This window comes from Mesorhizobium sp. USDA 4775, from assembly GCF_054062655.1.
On the sequence record NZ_JBSSFM010000001.1, the window covers coordinates 4,049,286 to 4,068,696 of the forward strand.

General features: G+C 62.8%; 18 protein-coding genes and 3 pseudogenes. 6 read left to right on the forward strand and 15 right to left on the reverse strand.

Translation table 11 applies throughout. From position 1 onward, the window contains the following. Position 1 precedes the first annotated feature (1 nt). From tsf to ACVILI_RS19870, 5 genes are all read right to left on the reverse strand, one after another. The gene (gene tsf, locus ACVILI_RS19850) at positions 2 to 922 is read right to left on the reverse strand and encodes a translation elongation factor Ts (protein WP_038646878.1); all 921 of its coding nucleotides are present in this window, start codon (positions 920 to 922) and stop codon (positions 2 to 4) included. A 110-nt stretch (positions 923 to 1,032) separates the two neighbouring features. Further along, positions 1,033 to 1,815 carry a 30S ribosomal protein S2 gene (gene rpsB / locus ACVILI_RS19855; protein WP_010909556.1) on the reverse strand — a complete coding sequence of 261 codons (783 nt, stop codon included), beginning with the start codon at positions 1,813 to 1,815 and terminating at the stop codon, positions 1,033 to 1,035. Between the two features lie 178 nt (positions 1,816 to 1,993). Then, positions 1,994 to 2,605 carry a LysE family translocator gene (locus tag ACVILI_RS19860; RefSeq protein WP_038646880.1) on the reverse strand — a complete coding sequence of 204 codons (612 nt, stop codon included), beginning with the start codon at positions 2,603 to 2,605 and terminating at the stop codon, positions 1,994 to 1,996. Continuing rightward, on the reverse strand, positions 2,602 to 2,880 hold the full coding sequence (locus ACVILI_RS19865) for a DUF4031 domain-containing protein (RefSeq protein WP_010909558.1): 279 nt from the start codon (positions 2,878 to 2,880) through the stop codon (positions 2,602 to 2,604). Before ACVILI_RS19865 ends, ACVILI_RS19860 begins: the two co-directional genes overlap by 4 nt. 36 nt (positions 2,881 to 2,916) lie before the next feature. Continuing rightward, complete coding sequence (locus ACVILI_RS19870; RefSeq protein ID WP_038646882.1) at positions 2,917 to 3,747, reverse strand: cell envelope integrity EipB family protein; 831 nt, start codon at positions 3,745 to 3,747, stop codon at positions 2,917 to 2,919. Between the two features lie 138 nt (positions 3,748 to 3,885). On the opposite strand from ACVILI_RS19870, the gene ACVILI_RS19875 reads away from it, so the two are divergent. From ACVILI_RS19875 to ACVILI_RS19890, 4 genes are all read left to right on the forward strand, one after another. Then, positions 3,886 to 4,350, forward strand: coding sequence for a RidA family protein (locus ACVILI_RS19875; protein WP_038646884.1), 465 nt, complete (start codon positions 3,886 to 3,888; stop codon positions 4,348 to 4,350). 13 nt (positions 4,351 to 4,363) lie between these two features. Beyond that, positions 4,364 to 5,092 carry a glycerophosphodiester phosphodiesterase gene (locus tag ACVILI_RS19880; protein WP_038646886.1) on the forward strand — a complete coding sequence of 243 codons (729 nt, stop codon included), beginning with the start codon at positions 4,364 to 4,366 and terminating at the stop codon, positions 5,090 to 5,092. A 55-nt stretch (positions 5,093 to 5,147) separates the two neighbouring features. Beyond that, on the forward strand, positions 5,148 to 6,362 hold the full coding sequence (locus tag ACVILI_RS19885) for a GNAT family N-acetyltransferase (RefSeq protein WP_038646888.1): 1,215 nt from the start codon (positions 5,148 to 5,150) through the stop codon (positions 6,360 to 6,362). Between the two features lie 108 nt (positions 6,363 to 6,470). Next, positions 6,471 to 6,902, forward strand: a complete 432-nt coding sequence (locus ACVILI_RS19890; protein WP_038646890.1) for an HIT family protein — start codon at positions 6,471 to 6,473, stop codon at positions 6,900 to 6,902. A gap of 31 nt (positions 6,903 to 6,933) precedes the next feature. Here the strand turns inward: ACVILI_RS19890 and ACVILI_RS19895 are convergent. The 4 genes and pseudogenes from ACVILI_RS19895 to ACVILI_RS19910 form a co-directional block, all read right to left on the reverse strand. Next, positions 6,934 to 7,553, reverse strand: a pseudogene (locus ACVILI_RS19895) (chloramphenicol phosphotransferase CPT family protein). Between the two features lie 63 nt (positions 7,554 to 7,616). Further along, positions 7,617 to 10,085: an ATP-dependent Clp protease ATP-binding subunit ClpA gene (gene clpA, locus ACVILI_RS19900; protein ID WP_010909564.1), complete on the reverse strand. Its 2,469-nt coding sequence runs from the start codon at positions 10,083 to 10,085 to the stop codon at positions 7,617 to 7,619. A 6-nt stretch (positions 10,086 to 10,091) separates the two neighbouring features. Further along, entirely contained in the window at positions 10,092 to 10,421 is a 330-nt protein-coding gene (clpS, locus tag ACVILI_RS19905) for an ATP-dependent Clp protease adapter ClpS (RefSeq protein ID WP_010909565.1), read from the reverse strand. Positions 10,422 to 10,700: 279 nt separating this feature from the next. Next, positions 10,701 to 11,030 (reverse strand): phasin family protein, encoded by a 330-nt coding sequence (locus ACVILI_RS19910; protein ID WP_010909566.1) that lies wholly within the window; start codon positions 11,028 to 11,030, stop codon positions 10,701 to 10,703. Positions 11,031 to 11,315: 285 nt separating this feature from the next. Between ACVILI_RS19910 and ACVILI_RS19915 the strand changes: the two genes are divergently transcribed. Beyond that, positions 11,316 to 12,752: a D-alanyl-D-alanine carboxypeptidase gene (locus ACVILI_RS19915; protein WP_019858219.1), complete on the forward strand. Its 1,437-nt coding sequence runs from the start codon at positions 11,316 to 11,318 to the stop codon at positions 12,750 to 12,752. A 45-nt stretch (positions 12,753 to 12,797) separates the two neighbouring features. Here ACVILI_RS19915 and ACVILI_RS19920 read toward each other — a convergent pair whose 3' ends face one another. The 3 genes and pseudogenes from ACVILI_RS19920 to ACVILI_RS19930 form a co-directional block, all read right to left on the reverse strand. Beyond that, positions 12,798 to 13,499 carry a DnaJ domain-containing protein gene (locus tag ACVILI_RS19920; protein ID WP_038646895.1) on the reverse strand — a complete coding sequence of 234 codons (702 nt, stop codon included), beginning with the start codon at positions 13,497 to 13,499 and terminating at the stop codon, positions 12,798 to 12,800. 276 nt (positions 13,500 to 13,775) lie between these two features. Continuing rightward, positions 13,776 to 14,213 (reverse strand): DUF1489 family protein, encoded by a 438-nt coding sequence (locus ACVILI_RS19925; protein ID WP_019858222.1) that lies wholly within the window; start codon positions 14,211 to 14,213, stop codon positions 13,776 to 13,778. Between the two features lie 70 nt (positions 14,214 to 14,283). Further along, positions 14,284 to 15,688, reverse strand: a pseudogene (locus tag ACVILI_RS19930) (L-serine ammonia-lyase). A gap of 176 nt (positions 15,689 to 15,864) precedes the next feature. Between ACVILI_RS19930 and ACVILI_RS19935 the strand changes: the two are divergent. After that, complete coding sequence (locus tag ACVILI_RS19935) at positions 15,865 to 16,584, forward strand: DUF599 domain-containing protein (RefSeq protein ID WP_019858224.1); 720 nt, start codon at positions 15,865 to 15,867, stop codon at positions 16,582 to 16,584. Here ACVILI_RS19935 and ACVILI_RS19940 read toward each other — a convergent pair. The 3 genes and pseudogenes from ACVILI_RS19940 to ACVILI_RS19950 all read right to left on the reverse strand — a co-directional run bounded on the left by ACVILI_RS19940 (position 16,557) and on the right by ACVILI_RS19950 (position 19,404). Further along, positions 16,557 to 17,355 (reverse strand): annotated as a pseudogene (locus tag ACVILI_RS19940) (YdcF family protein). The gene ACVILI_RS19935 and the pseudogene ACVILI_RS19940 sit on opposite strands and share 28 nt — an antisense overlap. Before the next feature lie 28 nt (positions 17,356 to 17,383). Next, complete coding sequence (locus tag ACVILI_RS19945) at positions 17,384 to 18,949, reverse strand: amidase (protein WP_019858227.1); 1,566 nt, start codon at positions 18,947 to 18,949, stop codon at positions 17,384 to 17,386. Beyond that, positions 18,949 to 19,404, reverse strand: a complete 456-nt coding sequence (locus ACVILI_RS19950; protein WP_010909574.1) for a GNAT family N-acetyltransferase — start codon at positions 19,402 to 19,404, stop codon at positions 18,949 to 18,951. Before ACVILI_RS19950 ends, ACVILI_RS19945 begins: the two co-directional genes overlap by 1 nt. Positions 19,405 to 19,411: the final 7 nt, after the last annotated feature.

Genomic DNA, 19,411 nt, shown 5'->3' on the forward strand with positions numbered 1-19,411 from the left:
TTTACTTCTTGACCGCCGCGGCGACTTCCGCCGCGAAATCAGTCGCTTCCTTCTCGATGCCTTCGCCGAGCGCGAAGCGCAGATAGGCGGTGATCTTGGCCGGCGCGCCGATTTCCTTCTCGGCATCCTTCAGCGCCTTCTCGACGGTGATGTCGGGATTGAGCACGAAGGCCTGCTTCAGGAGCACGACTTCCTCGTAGAACTTGCGCAGGCGGCCCTCGACCATCTTTTCGATGATCGCTTCCGGCTTGCCGGACTGGCGCGCCTGATCGGAGAAGATCGCCTTCTCACGCTCTACCGCTGCCGGATCGATCTGCTCCACCGTCAACGCCATCGGGTTGGTGGCGGCGACATGCATGGCGACCTGGCGGGCAAAGGCGTTGGCGGCATGTTCATTGCCCGTGGTCTCGATCGCGACCAGCACGCCGAGCTTGCCGAGGTTGTCGGCAACCGAATTATGGACATAGGTCGCCACGGCACCATGCGGCACCGTGAGCTTCGCCGAGCGGCGGAAGCTGATATTCTCACCGATGGTGCCGACAGCGTCCTTGATCACCTCGGTGACAGTCTTGTCCGAGCCGGGATACTTGGCGGCAGCCACCGCCTCGGTCGTGCCGTAGGCGAGCGCCACCTTGGCGATGTTGCGGACGAGCTCCTGAAACTGCTCGTTGCGGGCCACAAAGTCAGTCTCGGAGTTGACCTCAACAATGGCAGCTTCGCGCACGCCGGCATCGACGCCGATCAGGCCTTCGGCCGCGGTACGGCCGGCCTTCTTGTCAGCCTTGGAGATGCCCTTCTTGCGCAGCCAGTCGACGGCCTCTTCCATGTTGCCGTTCGTCTCGTTCAACGCCGCCTTGCAGTCCATCATGCCCGCGCCGGTCAAGTCGCGGAGTTCTTTGACCTGTGCAGCCGAAATGCTCATTGTCGCCTCTTTGTTTTAAATGCACCGACGCACCACCGGTACTCGATGATGCGTCCGTTTAGCGTGCCAAAATATTAGAAAGATGAAGGCCGGAACCGGCCCTCGCCGTTTTACGCCTGCGGGGCCTCGGTCGACGGAGCCGGATCGAGCGCCGGCTCGACCGGGGCCTCGACCGAAGCGCCGATATCGACGCCGAGCGCGCCCTGCTGACGGGCGATGCCGTCGATCGCAGCCTTGGCGATCAGGTCGCAATAGAGCTGGATGGCGCGGGCCGCGTCGTCATTGCCGGGGATCGGGAAGTCGATCTTGTCCGGATCGCAGTTCGAATCGATGATGGCGACGACCGGGATGCCGAGGCGCTTGGCCTCCAGGATGGCGATCGCTTCCTTGTTGGTGTCGATCACGAACATCAGGTCAGGCGTCGAGCCCATGTCCTTGATGCCGCCGAGCGCCTTGTCGAGCTTCTCGCGCTCGCGGTCGAGATTCAGGCGCTCCTTCTTGGTCAGGCCCTGGGCCTCGCCGGCCAGCATCTCGTCGAGCTTGCGCAGGCGCTGGATCGAATTCGAGATCGTCTTCCAATTGGTCAGCATGCCGCCGAGCCAACGCGAATTGACGTAGTACTGGGCCGAACGCTGCGCCGCATCGGCGACGATGTCGGACGCCTGGCGCTTGGTGCCGACGAACAGCACGCGGCCGCCCTTGGCGACGGTGTCGGAAACCTGCTTCAGCGCCTGGTGCAGCAAGGGCACCGTCTGCGAGAGGTCGATGATGTGGATGTTGTTGCGGGCGCCATAGATGTAGGGCGCCATCTTCGGGTTCCAGCGGTGGGTCTGGTGGCCGAAGTGAATGCCAGCTTCCAAAAGCTGGCGCATGCTGAAATCAGGCAGAGCCATTCTCATTTTCCTTTCCGGTTAGCCTCCACGGACACAGGCATTTTTGGACTTCAGTCCTCGAACGCCACCGGAGGTTTCAGCCGGATTTCTCCCGGGCAGACACCAAAGTCCGTGTGTGGAATGAGCGCGCATATAGAGGGGAAGCGCGACAAACGCAAGCGGGGCGGTGTTTTACCGCTCAGCGTGCGGCAATCAGCGCTCCGGTGCCGATCATGGCGCTGCCGGCAAACCGGTTCATCAGCCGCATGCGCTTCGGCGTCCTGAACCAGCCCGAAGCCCGGCCCGCAAGGGCTGCGTAGACCCCCATGGTCAGGATATTGACGCTGATGACGGTGGCCACCACCAGCAGGCCATCGACGAATGTCAGCGTGTCGAGGTTGAGGATCAGCGGCATGATCGAGGCGTGGAACAGGATCGCCTTGGGGTTGCCCAGCGCAATGGACGCGCCGAGGAAGAAGGACCGGGACAATGCCGCTTCGCCCGTCCGCGGCTCATTCGATTGGGTGGCCGAGGCGCGCCACATCCTGATGCCGAGAAAGATCAGATAGGCGGCGCCTGCATATTTCAGCAGGAGAAATATCCATTCGAATGTTTGCGCCAACGCCACAAGGCCGAGCAGCGCCAGAGTGACCAGCACGGCATCGCCGGCGGCAACCCCGACACCGGCCATGAAGGCGCGAAGGAAACCGCGCGACACACCATTGGTGATGACCGTGAACATCGCAGGCCCCGGCGTGGCGGCGGCGAGTGTGACGGCGGCGCAATAAGCCAGAAATGCCGTTGGTGTCATCGCTTGGCCTTTCCATTGGGCACCCGCACGCGCCGGAAGATCGCGACGATTTCCTCGCGGCTGCATTCGATGGCGCCGAGCCGCACCGCGCGGTCGCGCTCGAAACCGGTTATGTCATAATGCGGAGCGGATGTCTTGGGCGGTCCCTGGTAGGACGAACGCTTGACGCCAAGCGCGGCGGCGAAGCGATGCAGCTCGTCGGTGTCGTCGGCCATCAGGTGGCACCAGCGATGGCCGGCCCATCTCCAGATCGCCGCATCGACGTAGACCGCCATCAAGCCCGCCGCGGCCAGCTCAATTGCGCAACTCTGCTACTTCGATACCGCGCAAGGCTTTGTCTGGTCGAACAGCGAAAGATTGACCAGCTTGCCGGTCATCGAGAAGTCGCCATAGTCCATGGTGAGATCGCGGGTGATGCCGTTCTCGTGCAGCTTGAAGCTGATCCGGTATTCCGGCACTTCCTCGCCGTTCTGGGCGCTGTCGTCGAAATAGGCGATGTCGACCGGCCAGTACTTGTCGGTGGCGAGTTTGGCCAGCGCCGGAGCCTCCGGATCGACCTTGTCGGCTTCGGTCTTCTTGCCGACGACAACAGTGGTCGCCATCACCTTATTGGCGTCCTCCGAGCCGTCGAACAGGTTCGTCTGGTAGAAATTCTCGCCTTTCTCGGCCTTGCCGATCAGTTCGACCAGATGCTGGGTCGGAAACTGGGTGGCGGCGAGTTCCAGGCTGTTCTTCTCGGGCTTGTCGATATCGACCTTGAGGCCCTTGGCGTCTTTCGTGGCGATGCCCTTGACCTCCTTGTCGAGGTTCTGGTCGACAAAGGATTTGGTCACGAAGGAAAAAGTCTTGCCTTCGGCATCTTCGAAAGTCGTCGTCTGCTGGTCCGTCAGCTTCGTGCCCTCGGCGGTAACGATCTGGGTGACGAAGCGAAATTTCACCGTATAACCTTCGCACGCCGAACCGTTGAATTCGTAGACCATGCGACCGGATATACCTGTTATGCCGGAGCGGTCGGAGGCCTTTTTGAGGGTAAGGTCATACACGGCGCGATGCGCCTGCAGCGCCGGTACGGCGAAGGCGGGGACTATCGGGAACACCGCCGATAACAGAACGGCGTGGAATGCGAGGCGCGCTGCGCGCATGAGGTACTCCGATCGTCGCGGCTGATGGCAGGCCGCAGGGAAAGATGGTCCAGCTTAAAAAAAGTCGTGGCGGAAGCGAGGCAAAAATAGCAATTTCGGCCCCGCCAGCGCGGCGCCTTCCAGCAATAGGGAAAAGCAATGAGTGAAACAATCGAAAAGCGGCTAAGTGATCTCGGCGTGACGCTTCCAGTCGCCGCCGCACCTGCCGCCAACTACGTTCCCTACTGCAGGTCGGGCAATCTGCTGTTCACCGCCGGGCAATTGCCGCTCAAGGACGGCAAGCTGCAGGCGAGCGGCCTGCTCGGCCGCGACGTCGACACGGCAAGCGGCAAGGACGCGGCGAGATACTGCGCGATCAACATTCTGGCGCAAGCCAAGGCTGCGCTCGGCGACCTGGAGAAGATCAGCCGGCTGGTGAAGATCACCGTCTTCGTCGCCTCTGCCCCCGACTTTGTCGAACAGCATCTGGTTGCCAACGGCGCTTCCGATTTCCTGGTCGCCGCCCTTGGCGAGCGCGGCAAACACGCCCGCTCCGCCGTCGGCACTGCCTCCCTGCCACTTAATGCCGCAGTGGAAATCGAAGCCATCTTCGAAGTCGAATGAACGAAGGCCTGACATGACCGATCTATCCTGGCTAACCGCCCGGCCCGTTGCCCATCGCGGCTTCCACGACATGAACAAGACGCGCTGGGAAAACACGCTTTCCGCCTTCACGGCCGCGGCCGAACGGGGCTACGCCATCGAATGCGACGTGCATCTGTCGTCGGACGGCGTTCCCGTCATCATCCATGATGACGACCTGAAAAGACTGACTGGAGAGGACGGTTTCGTCTGGCAGCGCAGCGCGGCCGAACTGACCGCGCTCAAGGTTGGCGCCACATCCGACCGCGTGCCGACGCTGCAGGAAGCGCTCGACCTCGTCGACGGCCGCGTGCCCATGGTCGTCGAGCTGAAAGGGGTTCCCGGCCGCGATGAAGGCCTAGTGGCAAGTGTCGGCAGGATGCTCAAGCGCTACAAGGGCAAGGCGGCGATCATGTCGTTCGATCACTGGCTGATCCGTGACTTCCCGAAACATGCACCCGGCATTCCCGCCGGCTTGACCGCCTACGGCAAGGACCTCAAGCTGATCGAGGCGCATTTTTCCATGCTGGCGCATGAGCTATCCTTCACCTCCTACGCCGCCGGCGACCTGCCGAACCCGTTCGTCAGTTTCGTGCGTGAAAAGCTCAAAATGCCTGTCATCACCTGGACGGTGCATGATCAGCCCGCGATCGACCTGACCTTCAAATATGCCGATCAGATGACATTCGAAGGGTTCGAACCCGAGCTGGTCAAAGTCGCTTGAGCGGAGTGTCTGAAACGTGACTTGTAGCGCCCCGGATGGAGCTTAAATAAGCCTCATGGATCAGGGCGACGATGGCGACGGGCAAACTGCAAATGCGGACTATTCGATCCGTATCGCCGCGGGCATCGGCGCGTTCACCTGCGATGAGTGGAACGGCTTTGCCGGCACCACGCGCGGCGATGCGGAAAACGGCTATAATCCGCTCGTTTCATTCGCTTTTTTAAGCGCGTTGGAGGATTCCGGCTGCGCCGTGCGGCGCACCGGCTGGCAGGGACATCATTTGCGGTTGGAGACCGCGCAAGGCAGGCTGCTGGGCGCCGTCCCCTGCTATCTCAAATCGCACAGCCAGGGCGAATATGTGTTCGACCACGGCTGGTCTGACGCCTTCGAGCGCGCAGGCGGCCGCTATTATCCGAAACTGCAATGCGCCGTGCCGTTTACGCCGGTCACCGGCCCTCGCCTGCTGGTCGGCAAAGGCGAGGATCCGGATGCGGTGAGGGCCGGGCTTGCCGCCGGCCTCAAAATGGTGACCGACAAGCTCGGCGTGTCCTCGGCGCATGTCACCTTCGCGCAGGAGAACGATGTCGCGACGCTCGAGGCCGCCGGTTTCCTGCACCGCACCGACCAGCAATTCCACTTCTTCAACGAAGGTTTTTCGACCTATGACGACTTCCTCGCCACGCTTGCCTCGCGCAAGCGCAAGGCGATGAAGAAGGAGCGGCGCGAGGCGCTTGCCGATGGCATCACCATCGACTGGCTGACCGGCAAGGACCTGACGGAAAAGGCCTGGGACGACTTCTTCGCCTTCTACATGGACACCGGCAGCCGCAAATGGGGCCGCCCCTACCTGAACCGCCAGTTCTTCTCGCTGATCGGCGAACGCATGGCGGATGACATCCTGCTGGTGATGGCCAGGCGCAACGGTCGCTACATCGCCGGGGCCATCAATTTCATCGGCTCGGACGCGCTCTACGGCCGCAACTGGGGCTGCATCGAGGATCATCCCTTCCTGCATTTCGAGGTCTGCTACCACCAGGCCATCGACTTCGCCATCGAACGCAAGCTGAAGGTGGTGGAGGCGGGCGCGCAGGGAGAACATAAGCTGGCGCGCGGCTACCGGCCGGTGACGATGCATTCCGCGCACTACATTTCGCACCCCGGCCTGCGCAATGCGGTGGCCGACTATCTCCAGCGCGAGCGGCGCGAAGTGGAGCGGATGAGCGATTATCTCGAAGAACACACGCCGTTTCGCAAGGATCTCGAGGAGTAGCACGCCTTCTGGCATGGCCGATCTCGCCTGATCGTACCGCCACATCGTCTTGCCGCTCCGGAAGAGCTTCGCTACACGGGACGCGAGGCACAATCCGGAGCGTTCGCCATGACTGAGGCCGCCTACGACACCAACAACATCTTCGCAAAGATCCTGCGCGGCGAAATCCCTTCGCACCGCGTCTACGAAGATGACGCCGTCGTCGCCTTCATGGATGTGATGCCGCAAGGACCCGGCCATACGCTGGTTGTGCCAAAAACCCCGTCGCGCAACCTGCTCGACGCCAATCCGTCGACCTTCGGCCCGCTTTTTACCGTCGTCCAGAAAGTGGCGCTGGCAGTCAAGAAGGCGCTCGATGCCGACGGCGTCACCATCCTGCAGTTCAACGAGCCGGCCTCCGGCCAGACCGTCTATCACTTGCACGTCCATATCATCCCGCGCTTCGACGGCATCCCGTTGAAGCCGCATAGCGGTGAGATGGAGAAACCCGAAGTGCTGGCCGGGAACGCCGAGAAAATACGGGCGGCGCTGGGAAGCTGAGCCGAACTTCGTTTCGGGGGCAGGAGAAAGTCTAGCTAGCGGCTTGAGCCAAGCGCTCGATCGCACCCGGCTGAGCGCCATCACGCAGGCGCTGGCGGATTGCTTGTGCGCACTGTTCAGGGCTGAGGACCGAGGTATCGACCTCGAGATCATATATGCCCGGCCGGTGCACCGCTTCTTGCCACATACGCACCGGCAAAGGGGTGGGATCGTCCGAAGAGCCGGTGACATAACCCCGGCCCGCCTCGCTGGCGGCTCGCCTTTCCATGATGATTTCAATCGGACAGCGAACGCCGACGAACAGCGCCGGCAGGCCGGCGAGACGGCGCGCGCAATCGGCCAGGCAATCGAGCGGCTTCGAATAGGCATCGTGATGGCCGACGTCCGTCACGACGTTCAGCCCCAGCCGGCTGTGCACCGCGACCGATTCGTAGAGGGCGGCATAAAGGTGCGGCACGAAGACTTCGAGGTCGGGACGTTCGCCTCCAGGTCGCAACCCTATTCCCGGCGAAGTCGCGGCGGTATGATCTGGGCATAGCTGTCGACACCCAGATTCATCCATGCGCCATCGAAGCTTTCCTGAATGGCGCGAGCGATGCTCGATTTTCCCGACCGCGGCGCGCCGTTGAGGATGACGATCTGGCCTGGCATAGCCACCCCATTGCTCAAAAATGAAAAAGCCCCGTTGCCGGGGCTTTTTCGAGTGCGTGCCGATCAGCCCTTGCGGGGCAGTTGCGGGACCAGGCTGCGCTTGCCGCCATCCTTGCCCTTGGGCTCCGGCTTCTGCGCCACGACCTTCTTGGCTGCAGGCTTCTTGGCCACTGCCTTGGGCGGCTTCGGCGCGTCTTCCGGCTCTTCCTTCTTCGGCTTCACCGGCGCCTCGTCGGCCAGCGATTCGAGCTTCAGGCCGGTCTCGCCGGTTTCCTTCTTCTCGACGGTGACGCGCACCGTGCCGCCCTTCTTGAGCTTGCCGAACAGCACCTCGTCAGCCAGTGGCTTCTTGATGTGCTCCTGGATCACACGGCCGAGCGGCCGCGCGCCCATGCGCTCGTCATAGCCCTTGTCAGCGAGCCAGGCGATCGCATCCGGCGACAGGTCGAAGGTGACGCCACGCTCGGAGAGCTGCGCCTCGAGTTGCATGACGAACTTCTGCACCACCTGATGGATGACCGGCACCGGCAGCGAGCCGAACGGGATGATCGCATCGAGACGGTTGCGGAATTCCGGCGTGAACAGCCGGTTGATCGCCTCGACATCGTCGCCTTCGCGCTTGGTCGAGCCGAAACCGATCGCCGCGCGCTGCGCATCCGATGCGCCCGCATTGGTGGTCATGATCAGGATGACATTGCGGAAGTCGATCTGCTTGCCGTTATGGTCGGTCAGCTTGCCGTGGTCCATGACCTGCAACAGGATGTTGAACAGATCCGGATGCGCCTTCTCGACCTCGTCGAGCAACAGCACGCAGTGCGGATGCTGGTCGACGCCGTCGGTGAGCAAGCCGCCCTGGTCGAAACCGACATAGCCGGGAGGCGCGCCGATCAACCGCGAAACGGTGTGGCGTTCCATATATTCCGACATGTCGAAGCGGATCAGCTCGACGCCGAGCGAGGCGGCTAGTTGCTTGGCCACTTCCGTCTTGCCGACACCGGTCGGACCCGAGAACAGATACGAGCCGATCGGCTTTTCCGGTTCGCGCAGTCCGGCACGGGCCAGCTTGATCGCCGAGGTCAGCGCCGTGATGGCAGTATCCTGGCCATAGACGACCCGCTTCAACTCGATATCGAGGCCTTGCAGCACCTTCTCGTCATCGGCCGAAACCGTCTTCGGCGGGATGCGCGCCATGGTAGCGATCGTTGCTTCGATCTCCTTGATGCCAATGGTCTTCTTGCGCTTGGCTTCCGGCACCAGCATCTGCGAGGCGCCGGTCTCGTCGATCACGTCGATCGCCTTGTCCGGCAGCTTGCGGTCGTTGATGTAGCGCGCCGACAGCTCCACCGAAGCCTTGATGGCTTCCGAGGTGTAGCGGACCTTGTGGAACTCCTCGAAATAGGGCTTCAGGCCCTTCATGATCTCGATGGCGTCCTCGATGGTCGGTTCGTTGACGTCGATCTTCTGGAAGCGCCGCACCAGAGCGCGGTCCTTCTCGAAGAACTGGCGGAACTCCTTGTAGGTGGTCGAGCCGATGCAGCGGATCGCACCCGACGACAGAGCAGGCTTCAGCAGGTTCGACGCGTCCATGGCACCGCCCGAGGTGGCTCCTGCCCCGATCACCGTATGAATCTCGTCGATGAACAGCACCGCACCCGGATAGTCCTCGAGTTCCTTGACGACCTGCTTCAGCCGTTCCTCGAAATCGCCACGGTAGCGCGTGCCGGCCAGCAGCGTGCCCATGTCGAGCGCGAAGATGGTGGCGTTGTGCAGCACTTCGGGAACGTCGCCCTCGACGATGCGCTTGGCGAGACCCTCGGCGATCGCCGTCTTGCCGACGCCCGGATCGCCGACATAGAGCGGGTTGTTCTTGGAGCGGCGGCACAGCACTTGGATGGTGCGGTTGATTTCCGACTCGCGGCCGATCAGCGGGTCGATCTTGCCGGCCTTGGCCTTGTTGTTGAGGTTGACGCAATAAGCCGTCAGCGCGTCCTGCTGCTGCTTCTTCTTGCCGCCTTCCTCTTGCGGCTCGGCGCCATTCTGGCCGCCCTGCTCGTCATCGGCGCCGCGCGGCGAGCGCGTTTCCGATGCGCCGGGACGCTTGGCGATGCCGTGCGAGATGTAATTGACCGCGTCGTAGCGGGTCATCTGCTGTTCCTGCAGGAAATAGGCGGCATGGCTCTCGCGCTCGGCGAAGATGGCGACGAGCACGTTGGCACCCGACACTTCCTCGCGGCCCGACGACTGCACATGGATCACCGCGCGCTGGATGACGCGCTGGAAGCCGGCGGTCGGCTTGGAATCCTCGTCGTAGCCGGTGACCAGATTGTCGAGCTCGGTGTCGATATAGGTCAGAACAGTGTGCTTCAGCTCGTCGAGATCGACGTTGCAGGCGCGCATGACGGCGGCCGCCTCGGTGTCGTCGATCAACGCGAGCAGCAGATGTTCAAGGGTTGCGTATTCATGGTGCCGCTCATTGGCGAGCGTCAGCGCCTGGTGAAGCGCCTTTTCCAGGCCTTGGGAGAAAGCCGGCATGTTACCTCACTTCTTCTCCATCACGCATTGCAGCGGATGCTGATTCTGTCGGGCGAAATCCATGACCTGAGACACTTTGGTCTCGGCCACCTCGAATGTATAGACCCCGCACTCGCCCACTCCATGATTGTGAACATGAAGCATGATGCGTGTGGCGGCTTCGCGGTCCTTCTGGAAAAAACGCTCCAGCACGTGAACCACGAACTCCATGGGAGTGTAGTCGTCGTTGAGGATGAGGACCCGGTAAAGGCTGGGCTTCTTGGTCTTGGTTTTGGTGCGCGTGATAACGGCCGTCCCGCGGCCGGCCTCATTGCCGTCGCCGCCGCCGTTTTGCATCCGCGCCACTTGTCTCATGGCAGTCAAACTGATCGTCACGTAATCCTGCCTCTTTCGAATCCCCATGCGAGTTCGACATGTAGGTGTTCGATGGACGATTTTAAGCCCTTCTGGTTAGCTGACAATATGGCTAGGTGACCAAACTTGGCGGATTTTCGCAATCGTGAAGCGCTACGCCGCCGCGAACCGGAAATTAGCATGAAAAAACCCGGCCGCGTTTCCGCGACCGGGCTTTGTCCCGGGCCCAAAGGGCCGGATCTGAAACTATCAGGGCGAAAATTACTTCGCCTTGGCAACGATCGATTCGAACGGCTTGTAGGCTTCCTTGGCGAGTTCGGCATAGAGATCACCAATCTTGGTGGCCTCGGCGACGAATGCCTCGTAGGACTGCTTGGCATAGTCGGTCTGGATCTCGATCGCCTTGTCCAGCGACTTGGCCGAAAAAAGCTTCTCGACAGCAGCGCTGCCGGCCTCAAAGCTCTTCTTGGTGTACTCACCGGCCTCGGTGGCGATCGCCTGGGCGCCCTTGGAGAGCGAAGCGAAGCTCTTCAAACCGGTGTCGGCGAATTCCTTGCCGTATTTGCTGAAGTCCTCATAGGTCTGGGTCATTTCACGATTCCCTTGACGGTTGAGGCGTCCTTCTTCGGGGCGCCGTTGTGCAATGCACCTCAATATATTGTGCGCCGCACAAAAGTCAATATTTCACCGGCGCGCGAGGCTCGCCTGCGCAGGCAATGGCTAAAAATCAAATAAAGTGTGTTTCAAGCCCGAAGAAAATGGTGAACGCGGCGGTTACCATAAACGGATTGGTAACGCTGCCCCGTTAGCTTGGCTGAAAGTGAGGCAGGACCCTTTGCCGCCTCCAACGCAACGAAGAATTCAAGGGAAATATCAGTGCGTCAGGCGTTGTTGGGCATCGTTTCCAAATCCACCTCCCCCCTCAAAGCGATCATGGTCCTCGCCCTGGCGATGACGTTCGTTTGCTCCGACGTTGCCGCCTCGCTGGCAGCGCGGCAGGCGGCCATCGTTGTGGACGCCAAGACGGGCAAGGTGCTGTACTCCGCGGATGCCAATGGCAGGCGCTATCCGGCGTCGCTGACCAAGATGATGACGCTTTATCTGACCTTCGAAGCGATGGCGAAGGGCAAGATCAGCCGGAACACGCCTGTCGTGTTTTCCGCCAAGGCCTCCGCCGAGGCGCCAACGAAACTCGGCGTGAAGCCGGGCGGTTCGGTCTCGGTCGAAACCGCGATCCTGTCGATCGTCACCAAGTCGGCGAACGACTCGGCCACTGCCCTCGGTGAAATGCTTGGCGGCGATGAATCCACTTTTGCCCGCATGATGACCGCCAAGGCGCGGGCTCTCGGCATGAACGGCACCGTCTTCCGCAACGCCAACGGCCTGCCCGACCCCGGCCAGTTCACCACCGCGCGCGACATGGCCACGCTCGGCATTGCGCTCAGGGAACATTTTCCCCAGTACTACGGCTATTTCTCGCAGCGCTCGTTTCTCTACGGCCGCCAGCGCATCAACGGTCACAACCGACTGCTCGGCCGCATCAAGGGCGTCGACGGCATCAAGACCGGCTATACCCGTGCCTCCGGCTTCAACCTCGTCTCATCGGTGGCCGACGGCAACCGCCGCCTTGTCGCCGTTGTCATGGGCGGCACGTCGGGCGGCAGCCGCGACAACCAGATGGCGTCCCTGATCAACACCTACATGCCAAGGGCCTCGACCCGCGGTGGCGGCGACCTCGTCGCCAAGGCCGACAGCAGCAACCCGGTCAAGGCCCTCGCCAAGGTTCTTTTGCCCAAGCACGACGCGCCGACCCCGGACGACAAGCCGGTCGCGGTGGCCAGCGCCGATGACGCCGTTGCCGACGACGCGACGGCTGCGCAGGGTGATGACGAAGAGAGCGCCGAGGCCGAAGCGCCCAAGCTGGTTGCCCCGGCAAAGAAGGTGAAGACGGTCATCGTCTCAGCCCCCAAGGTCGCCAGCGCACAGGTCGTGGCCGCCTATGCCGAGCCGGCGGCGGCCGCCGAGCCGGCGCCAACCGTCGATCCGGTCAACACCGCTTCGGTGCCGTCGGGTTGGGCGATCCAGGTCGCCTCTTCGCCGAAGCAGTCGGAAGCCCAGGCCGTCCTCGACAAGACCAGCAAGCAGGCGCCGAAGGCGCTGGCGGATGCTTCCGGCTTCACCGTCGCCTTCGACAAGGACGGCGTCACCTATTACCGCGCCCGCTTCGGCGGCTTTGGTTCGAAGGACGCCGCCTGGAAGGCCTGCACCGCTTTAAAGAAGAAGAAAATCGAGTGCTACGCCGTCCAGCAGTAGGGCGGCGTGGAAGTATCTCCCGGAAAATTTCTGCGTCGAAGGAGACTAGTTGTGATTGGAGAGCAAGACGTCCTTGGCTTCGTTGATTCGCGCCGCCAGGAAAGACGTGCCGCCGATATCGGGGTGCAGGCGCTGCATCAGGCGGCGGTGCGCCTTGCGGACATCCGCCGCGGCGGCCCCCGCTTCAAGACCAAGGACCTTGTAGGCCTCCTCCTTAGTCATGGCGCCCGGACCTGGCGCAACACCCAGCCCTTCGCCACCGTTCGTCTCAGTGTTTTTGCGCCAGACGGGAAATCTGCCGTCAAGATACGTCTCTAGCAACTGGCGGCTCTCCGCATCGGCGGAGAGTTCGCGGTAGAGATGCTGCAACTCCGCAAGGCCCATCGCACCAAGCATCTTGCCGTCATGGCGGCCGGCCAGAACCAGCCCTTCGAGGCCGCCGGTATCGTGATCCAGCTCCATTTCAAGCGCTGCCGTCCGCACCGTTGAGCGTTTTCCCGGCGCCGGCTTGACATCAGGCCGGTTCTTGCGCGTGGCAGCATACCAGCCGATCGCCGCAAACAGCACGACGCCGCCGATTCCGCTTCGACCGACCAGAAGCACGGCGGCGCCCACCAGTGCCAGCAGGATCGGTCCCAGTGTTCTCATGCCGGTTGCCAAGCGGGCCGGATCGGCCCGGAGGAAGGCCGAGGCAACGCCCAGGAGCACCAGCAGCAATGCGACCAGACCGATAATTGCGCCTAACATTTCCCACCGCCCCGCAGATGCCCTGTCCGCCTGGACAGCCGCGTGATGTCATCCAACACTTTTTCTGCGCCGGAATGAAGGCTTTCACCTGGACAGGAAGAAGACCGCCATGCGGAATGGCTCCCCAGCCCTGTGGACCTTGTCGGCTTCGCCAGCTTTTCATCGCGCATGGATTTCAAGATGTGGCGTTGTCGCGCCGCTTGCAAGTCCAGAGCGAAGCAAGATGGAGGGCCAGAAAAGCCCGCGCCAAAACAGACAGCGCTTGCGCGCGATGGCCTACAGCAAGCCGAGATCGGCAAGCTCGCGCCTGAGTTTCGGCGGCATCTCGACCAGTCCCGCCTTGCCTTTACCGAGATCAGGTGGTGCATCCGACGGTTTCAAATAGCGCCAACCCTGGAAGGCCCGACGCGGCTGCCAATCGGTGCGCACGACTTGCGGATCGAGCATCAGGTGGCAGCGACCGATGCCCTCGTCGTCAATGAAGGGCCGGATCTCGGTGATCAGCTGCCGGCATTGCACATTGCCCTTGATCACCCAGTAGAGCGAACCGCCATCGGTGACCTCGGCGCCGCGCGTCGGCACCATGCGGGTGGTGTGCCAGTGTTCGGCCGGTTCGCCGGACCGGCGCCGTTCGTCGAGGCGGAACTCGATCCATTCCTCGAGATCCTCGACGCTGTCGCAGCCGACGCACAGTTTTAGGAGATTGAGAGCCATTCGCTAAGGTTAGTCCGGAGCGCCGGGACGTCAACGGCCTGAGGGACTTCTCCACAGTGCCAAGCGTTGCTCAGCACTCCACGACATTGACAGCAAGACCGCCGAGGCTGGTTTCCTTGTACTTCTCGTTCATGTCGAGGCCGGTCTGGCGCATGGTCTCGATCGCCGCGTCGAGAGGCACGAAATGGACGCCGTCGCCCTTGATCGCCAGCGACGCGGCCGTCACCGCCTTGACCGCGCCGAGCGCATTGCGCTCGATGCACGGCACTTGCACCAGCCCGCCGACCGGATCGCAGGTCATGCCGAGATGGTGTTCGAGCGCGATTTCGGCGGCATTCTCGACCTGCTCGGGCGTGCCGCCCATGACGGCACACAGGCCGGCCGCCGCCATCGCCGAGGCGGACCCGACCTCGCCCTGGCAGCCGACCTCGGCGCCCGAGATCGACGCATTGGTCTTGATGATGCCGCCGACGGCGCGCAGCCGTCAGCAGGAAGTCACGGATGCTCGGTTGGTCGGCCTCGGGATGGAAATGCAGCCAGTAGCGCAGCACCGCCGGCAGCGTGCCGGCCGCACCGTTGGTCGGCGCGGTTACGACGCGGCCGCCGGCGGCATTCTCCTCGTTGACCGCCATGGCGTAGATCGACAGCCAGTCATTGGCGAGCAGCGGATTTGGCCGGTTCTGCTGCCACTGTTCCTGCAGCTTGTCGTGCAACTGCCGGGCCCGACGCCGCACCTTCAACCCGCCCGGCATGATGCCGTCCTGCGACAGGCCACGATCGATGCAGCTCTTCATCGCACCCCAGATGGCGTCGAGGCCGGCGTCGAGGTCCTCGCGCGACATCTGCGTTTCCTCGTTGACGCGCTTCATCTCGGCGATGGAAAGCCCGCTCTTGGCCGCCATCTTGAGCATCTCGACCGCGTTCTTGAAGGGATAAGGCACTTTCTTGCCTTCTGATGTCACCGACCCCTTGGCCTTCACGCGCTGCAGCTCTTCTTCCGACACCACGAAGCCGCCGCCGATCGAATAGTAGATGCGCTTGAGCAGCAGGCGTCCGCCGGCGTCATAGGCATGGAACGCCATGCCGTTGGCATGGCCGGTAAGCGGTGTCTTGCGGTCGAGCACCAGATCGGTTGCCGGATCGAAATGGTAGGACGGGTGACCTGGCGGTGAAATCATCTTGTCGGCGGTGATGCGGCTGATGATGTCGTCGGCCTGGTCCGGATCGACTGTTTGCGGGGTCTGGCCGGCAAGGCCAAGGATGACGGCGCGGTCGCTGCCATGGCCGATGCCGGTATAGGCGAGCGAGCCATGCAGGCTGGCGCCGATGCGGGCAACCTTGGCGCCGGCGGGGCGCGGCCAGTCGTCTCCGGCGACCTCGTCGAGAAACCGCCGCGCGGCCGTCATCGGCCCCATCGTGTGCGAGCTCGAGGGGCCAATGCCGATCTTGAACAGGTCGAAAACCGAAAGGAACACGCTGTCTCCTGGAGTCGCGTCGAGGACTCTACATATAGGAATTCCCAGGAATGTTTCCGCTCTTTTGACGGGCGCGGCGCAGCACCTGCCGACCTTGTTTGCTCCGGCAGCGACATTGCCGCCGATCACGGGAGCCGGCATCGAAGCAACCACGCTGGATGTGATAAATTCAGCCCATGGGCGATTCCTTCTATCTTTCGATGGCTGATCTCGGGGCGCTGGCCTTCTTCCTGATCGCGTGGCTCCTGCATACGCTCGCCTCGGACGGCAAGCTGGTCAGCCGCATGTCGCTGACGACGGCGATGAATGCACAGCGCGAAGCCTGGATGCGCACCATGGCCGAGCGCGAAATCCGCATCGTCGACACCGCCATCATGAGCGGCCTGCAGCAGGGAACCGCCTTCTTCGCGTCGAGTTCGCTGATCGCGCTCGGCGGCTGTTTTGCCTTGCTCGGTGCGTCCGACCGGGTGCTGGAAGTGCTGAGCAACCTGCCGCTCGGCGGCGCGCCATCGCGCCCGGCCTTTCAGATCAAGGTGCTGGGGCTGGTGCTGATCCTCGCCTTCTCCTTCTTCAAATTCGGCTGGGCCTACCGGCTGTTCAACTATTGCTCGATCCTGATCGGCGCCGTGCCGATCCCGCATGGCGAAGCCTCGCGCAATCCGGTCACGGAAACCGCGGTGTGGCGCGCGGCGCAGATGAACATGCTGGCCGGCAAGCATTTCAACTCGGGCCTGCGCGGCGTGTTCTTCTCGATCGGCTATCTCGGCTGGTTCGTTGACCCAGTGGTGTTCGTGCTGTCGACGCTTCTGCTGCTGGCCGTGCTGGTGCGGCGCCAGTTCTTCTCGGCGGCGCGACGCGCCGTCATCGGTCAGCCGCCCGGCCCGGGAAAGGGCTGATCGATGCGGCCGGAAAGCCAATAGGCAAAAAGCCCGATCCATTCGCGGAGCGCTATGGTGGTGTTCTGCACGGAATCAATCGCATTGTCGCGAAACAAGCCGACACCCTTCCTTGCCGGAGGTGTGATAGTCGACCGGCCATGGAACGGTTGGAAAACCAGCCTTGTCGAACAGTGCCTTGGCCCGTGGCATGTGGAAGGCGGAGGTCACCAGCAGCCAGGTCTCGCCCGGCTTCGGCTCGACAAGTTTGCGGCTGAAGACAGCATTTTCGTAGGTGTTGCGGGACTTGTCTTCCAGGACAAGACGATCGGCCGATACACCGAGCGGAACGAGCAGGCGGGACGCGGTGTCGGCGTCCCCCTCGGCGTCGATGAAAAACGCGCCGTGACCGCCTGATACAACCACCTTGGCCTGTGGGAAGCGCCGGGCGAGGATTGCGGTCTCGACCATGCGATCGCCGCTGCTGCTCAATTCATAGCCGCCACGCGCGAGGTTAATGGCGCCCTCGAAGCCGCCGCCGAGCACGACGATGCCGTCGACCTTTTGCGGCAGCGGCGGCCGTGGAAAGCGCTCCTCGAGCGGGTTCAGCATCATCGCGCCAAGCGACGTCCAGGTCGAGAGCGCCAGGATTAGAAACGCCAGGACACTGCCGGTGAAGGCCAGCCGCCGCCGGCCGATCAGCCCGGCAATCAATCCCGCCAGAAGCAGGAAGATCGTCAGGTTGAGCGGCTGGATGAAGAACCAGAAGACCTTGGAAAGATAGAAGAACATCGCTCACCCCTTCAGATGATCGATACCCTTACCACCACTTCTCAGGCTGAAATGTGCCGGCCGCCTGCTCGATGACGGCAGCGGTCTGGAAAAGCGTCTCTTCCTCGAACGGCCGGCCGATGAGCTGCAGGCCAAGCGGCAACCCCTTGGGGTCGAGGCCGGCAGGCACGGCGATGCCCGGCAGGCCGGCCATGTTCACAGTGACGGTGAAAATGTCGTTGAGGTACATTTTCACCGGATCGGCCGCCATGTCCTCGTCGGCGATGCCGAAGGCGGCGGACGGCGTCGCCGGGGTCAGGATGACGTCGACGCCGGCAGCGAAGACATTTTCGAAGTCGCGCTTGATCAAATTGCGTACCTTCTGCGCCTGCAGGTAGTAGGCGTCGTAATAGCCGGCCGACAGCACATAGGTACCGATCATGATGCGGCGCTTGACCTCGCGGCCGAAACCGGCGGCGCGGGTCTTCTCATACATCTCGACAATGTCCTTGCCTGGCACGCGCAGGCCGTAGCGGACGCCGTCATAGCGCGCCAGGTTGGACGACGCCTCGGCGGGCGCCACGATGTAATAGGCCGGCAGTGCGTATTTCGTATGCGGCAGGGAAATGTCGACGATCTCGGCGCCGGCATCCCGCAGCCAGGCAATGCCCTTCTGCCACAGCGCCTCGATCTCTTCGGGCATGCCGTCGACGCGGTATTCCTTGGGAATGCCGACCTTCATGCCTTTGATCGGCTTGCCGATGGCCGCCTCATAGTCCGGCACCGGGCGGTCGACGGAGGTGGTGTCCTTCGGATCGACCGAGGCCATCGACCTGAGCAGGATCGCGGCGTCGCGCACGTCGCGCGCGATCGGACCGGCCTGGTCGAGCGACGAGGCGAAGGCGACGATGCCCCAGCGCGAGCAGCGGCCATAGGTCGGCTTGATGCCGACGGTGCCGGTGAAGGCCGCCGGCTGGCGGATCGAGCCGCCCGTATCGGTCGCCGTCGCGCCGGCGCACAGGAACGCCGAGACGGCGGTTGCCGAGCCGCCGGAAGAACCGCCCGGCACCAGCTGCGCGTTGTCCAGGCTGCGCTGGGTTTTCGTGCCGCCGGCCGAGACGAAACCGCCGTCGCCCTGATGCGTCGTCGGCATCACCACTGTGTCGAGGCGCGAACGCCGCCACGGGTTGATGACCGGGCCGTAATACGACGTCTCGTTGGACGAGCCCATGGCGAACTCGTCCATGTTGAGCTTGCCGAGCATGACCGCGCCATCCGCCCACAGATTGGCGGTGACAGTCGATTCGTAGAGTGGCTTGAAGCCGTCGAGCACGTGGCTGCAGGCCTGGGTGTGGACACCTTCGGTGCCGAACAGGTCCTTAATCCCCAGCGGAATGCCTTCCAGCGCACCGCCCTCGCCCTTGACCAGCCTGGCGTCGGACGCCTTGGCCATGTCACGCGCCCTGTCGCCAGTCACCGCGACATAGGCATTGAGCGCCGGATTGGCGCGATCGATGGCCGAGAGATAGGCCTCGGTGATCTCGGTCGCGGTGATTTCCTTGCCGCGCAGCTTGGCGCGGGCCTGTGAAATCGTCAGTCTGGTCAGGTCGCTCATCAAAGGCTCTTTTCGTAAAACACCGACCACTTGGAATCGGGATAATCCAGCACCGGGCCGCAGCGCGAAAACCCGGCACGTTCGTAGACGGTCCAAGCGGCGGGATGGCGGTCTCCCGTCTCCAGCACCAGCCGCTTCAGCCCTTCCTGACGCGCCAGCGCCTCGACGCGCTCAACGATGCTGGCGCCGATTTTCTGGCCGCGATGCGAAGGCCGCGTATACATGCGCTTGACCTCGCCAATGGCGCCGCCATGGCGCTTCAGCGCGCCACAACCGACGGCGATGCCATTGTCGCGGGCGATGAAAACGGTCGTGTCCTGACCGGCCATCTGCTCCACTGTCAGATGATAGCAGTGCTCCGGCGGCGTCAATTCGAGCAAGGTCTCGTTGAGTTCCTTGACCAGGCCGCGCACATCGTCCTGCAACGGTGTCTCGATGGCGATCTCGATTGCCATCGGCACC

Coding starts and splice junctions, on each gene's coding strand:
- tsf (WP_038646878.1), bottom strand. CDS start 922: ATGAGCATTTCGGCTGCACAGGTCAAAGAACTCCGCGACTTGACCGGC.
- rpsB (WP_010909556.1), bottom strand. CDS start 1,815: ATGGCTCTGCCTGATTTCAGCATGCGCCAGCTTTTGGAAGCTGGCATT.
- ACVILI_RS19860 (WP_038646880.1), bottom strand. CDS start 2,605: ATGACACCAACGGCATTTCTGGCTTATTGCGCCGCCGTCACACTCGCC.
- ACVILI_RS19865 (WP_010909558.1), bottom strand. CDS start 2,880: ATGGCGGTCTACGTCGATGCGGCGATCTGGAGATGGGCCGGCCATCGC.
- ACVILI_RS19870 (WP_038646882.1), bottom strand. CDS start 3,747: ATGCGCGCAGCGCGCCTCGCATTCCACGCCGTTCTGTTATCGGCGGTG.
- ACVILI_RS19875 (WP_038646884.1), top strand. CDS start 3,886: ATGAGTGAAACAATCGAAAAGCGGCTAAGTGATCTCGGCGTGACGCTT.
- ACVILI_RS19880 (WP_038646886.1), top strand. CDS start 4,364: ATGACCGATCTATCCTGGCTAACCGCCCGGCCCGTTGCCCATCGCGGC.
- ACVILI_RS19885 (WP_038646888.1), top strand. CDS start 5,148: ATGGATCAGGGCGACGATGGCGACGGGCAAACTGCAAATGCGGACTAT.
- ACVILI_RS19890 (WP_038646890.1), top strand. CDS start 6,471: ATGACTGAGGCCGCCTACGACACCAACAACATCTTCGCAAAGATCCTG.
- clpA (WP_010909564.1), bottom strand. CDS start 10,085: ATGCCGGCTTTCTCCCAAGGCCTGGAAAAGGCGCTTCACCAGGCGCTG.
- clpS (WP_010909565.1), bottom strand. CDS start 10,421: ATGCAAAACGGCGGCGGCGACGGCAATGAGGCCGGCCGCGGGACGGCC.
- ACVILI_RS19910 (WP_010909566.1), bottom strand. CDS start 11,030: ATGACCCAGACCTATGAGGACTTCAGCAAATACGGCAAGGAATTCGCC.
- ACVILI_RS19920 (WP_038646895.1), bottom strand. CDS start 13,499: ATGTTAGGCGCAATTATCGGTCTGGTCGCATTGCTGCTGGTGCTCCTG.
- ACVILI_RS19925 (WP_019858222.1), bottom strand. CDS start 14,213: ATGGCTCTCAATCTCCTAAAACTGTGCGTCGGCTGCGACAGCGTCGAG.
- ACVILI_RS19935 (WP_019858224.1), top strand. CDS start 15,865: ATGGGCGATTCCTTCTATCTTTCGATGGCTGATCTCGGGGCGCTGGCC.
- ACVILI_RS19945 (WP_019858227.1), bottom strand. CDS start 18,949: ATGAGCGACCTGACCAGACTGACGATTTCACAGGCCCGCGCCAAGCTG.
- ACVILI_RS19950 (WP_010909574.1), bottom strand. CDS start 19,404: ATGGCAATCGAGATCGCCATCGAGACACCGTTGCAGGACGATGTGCGC.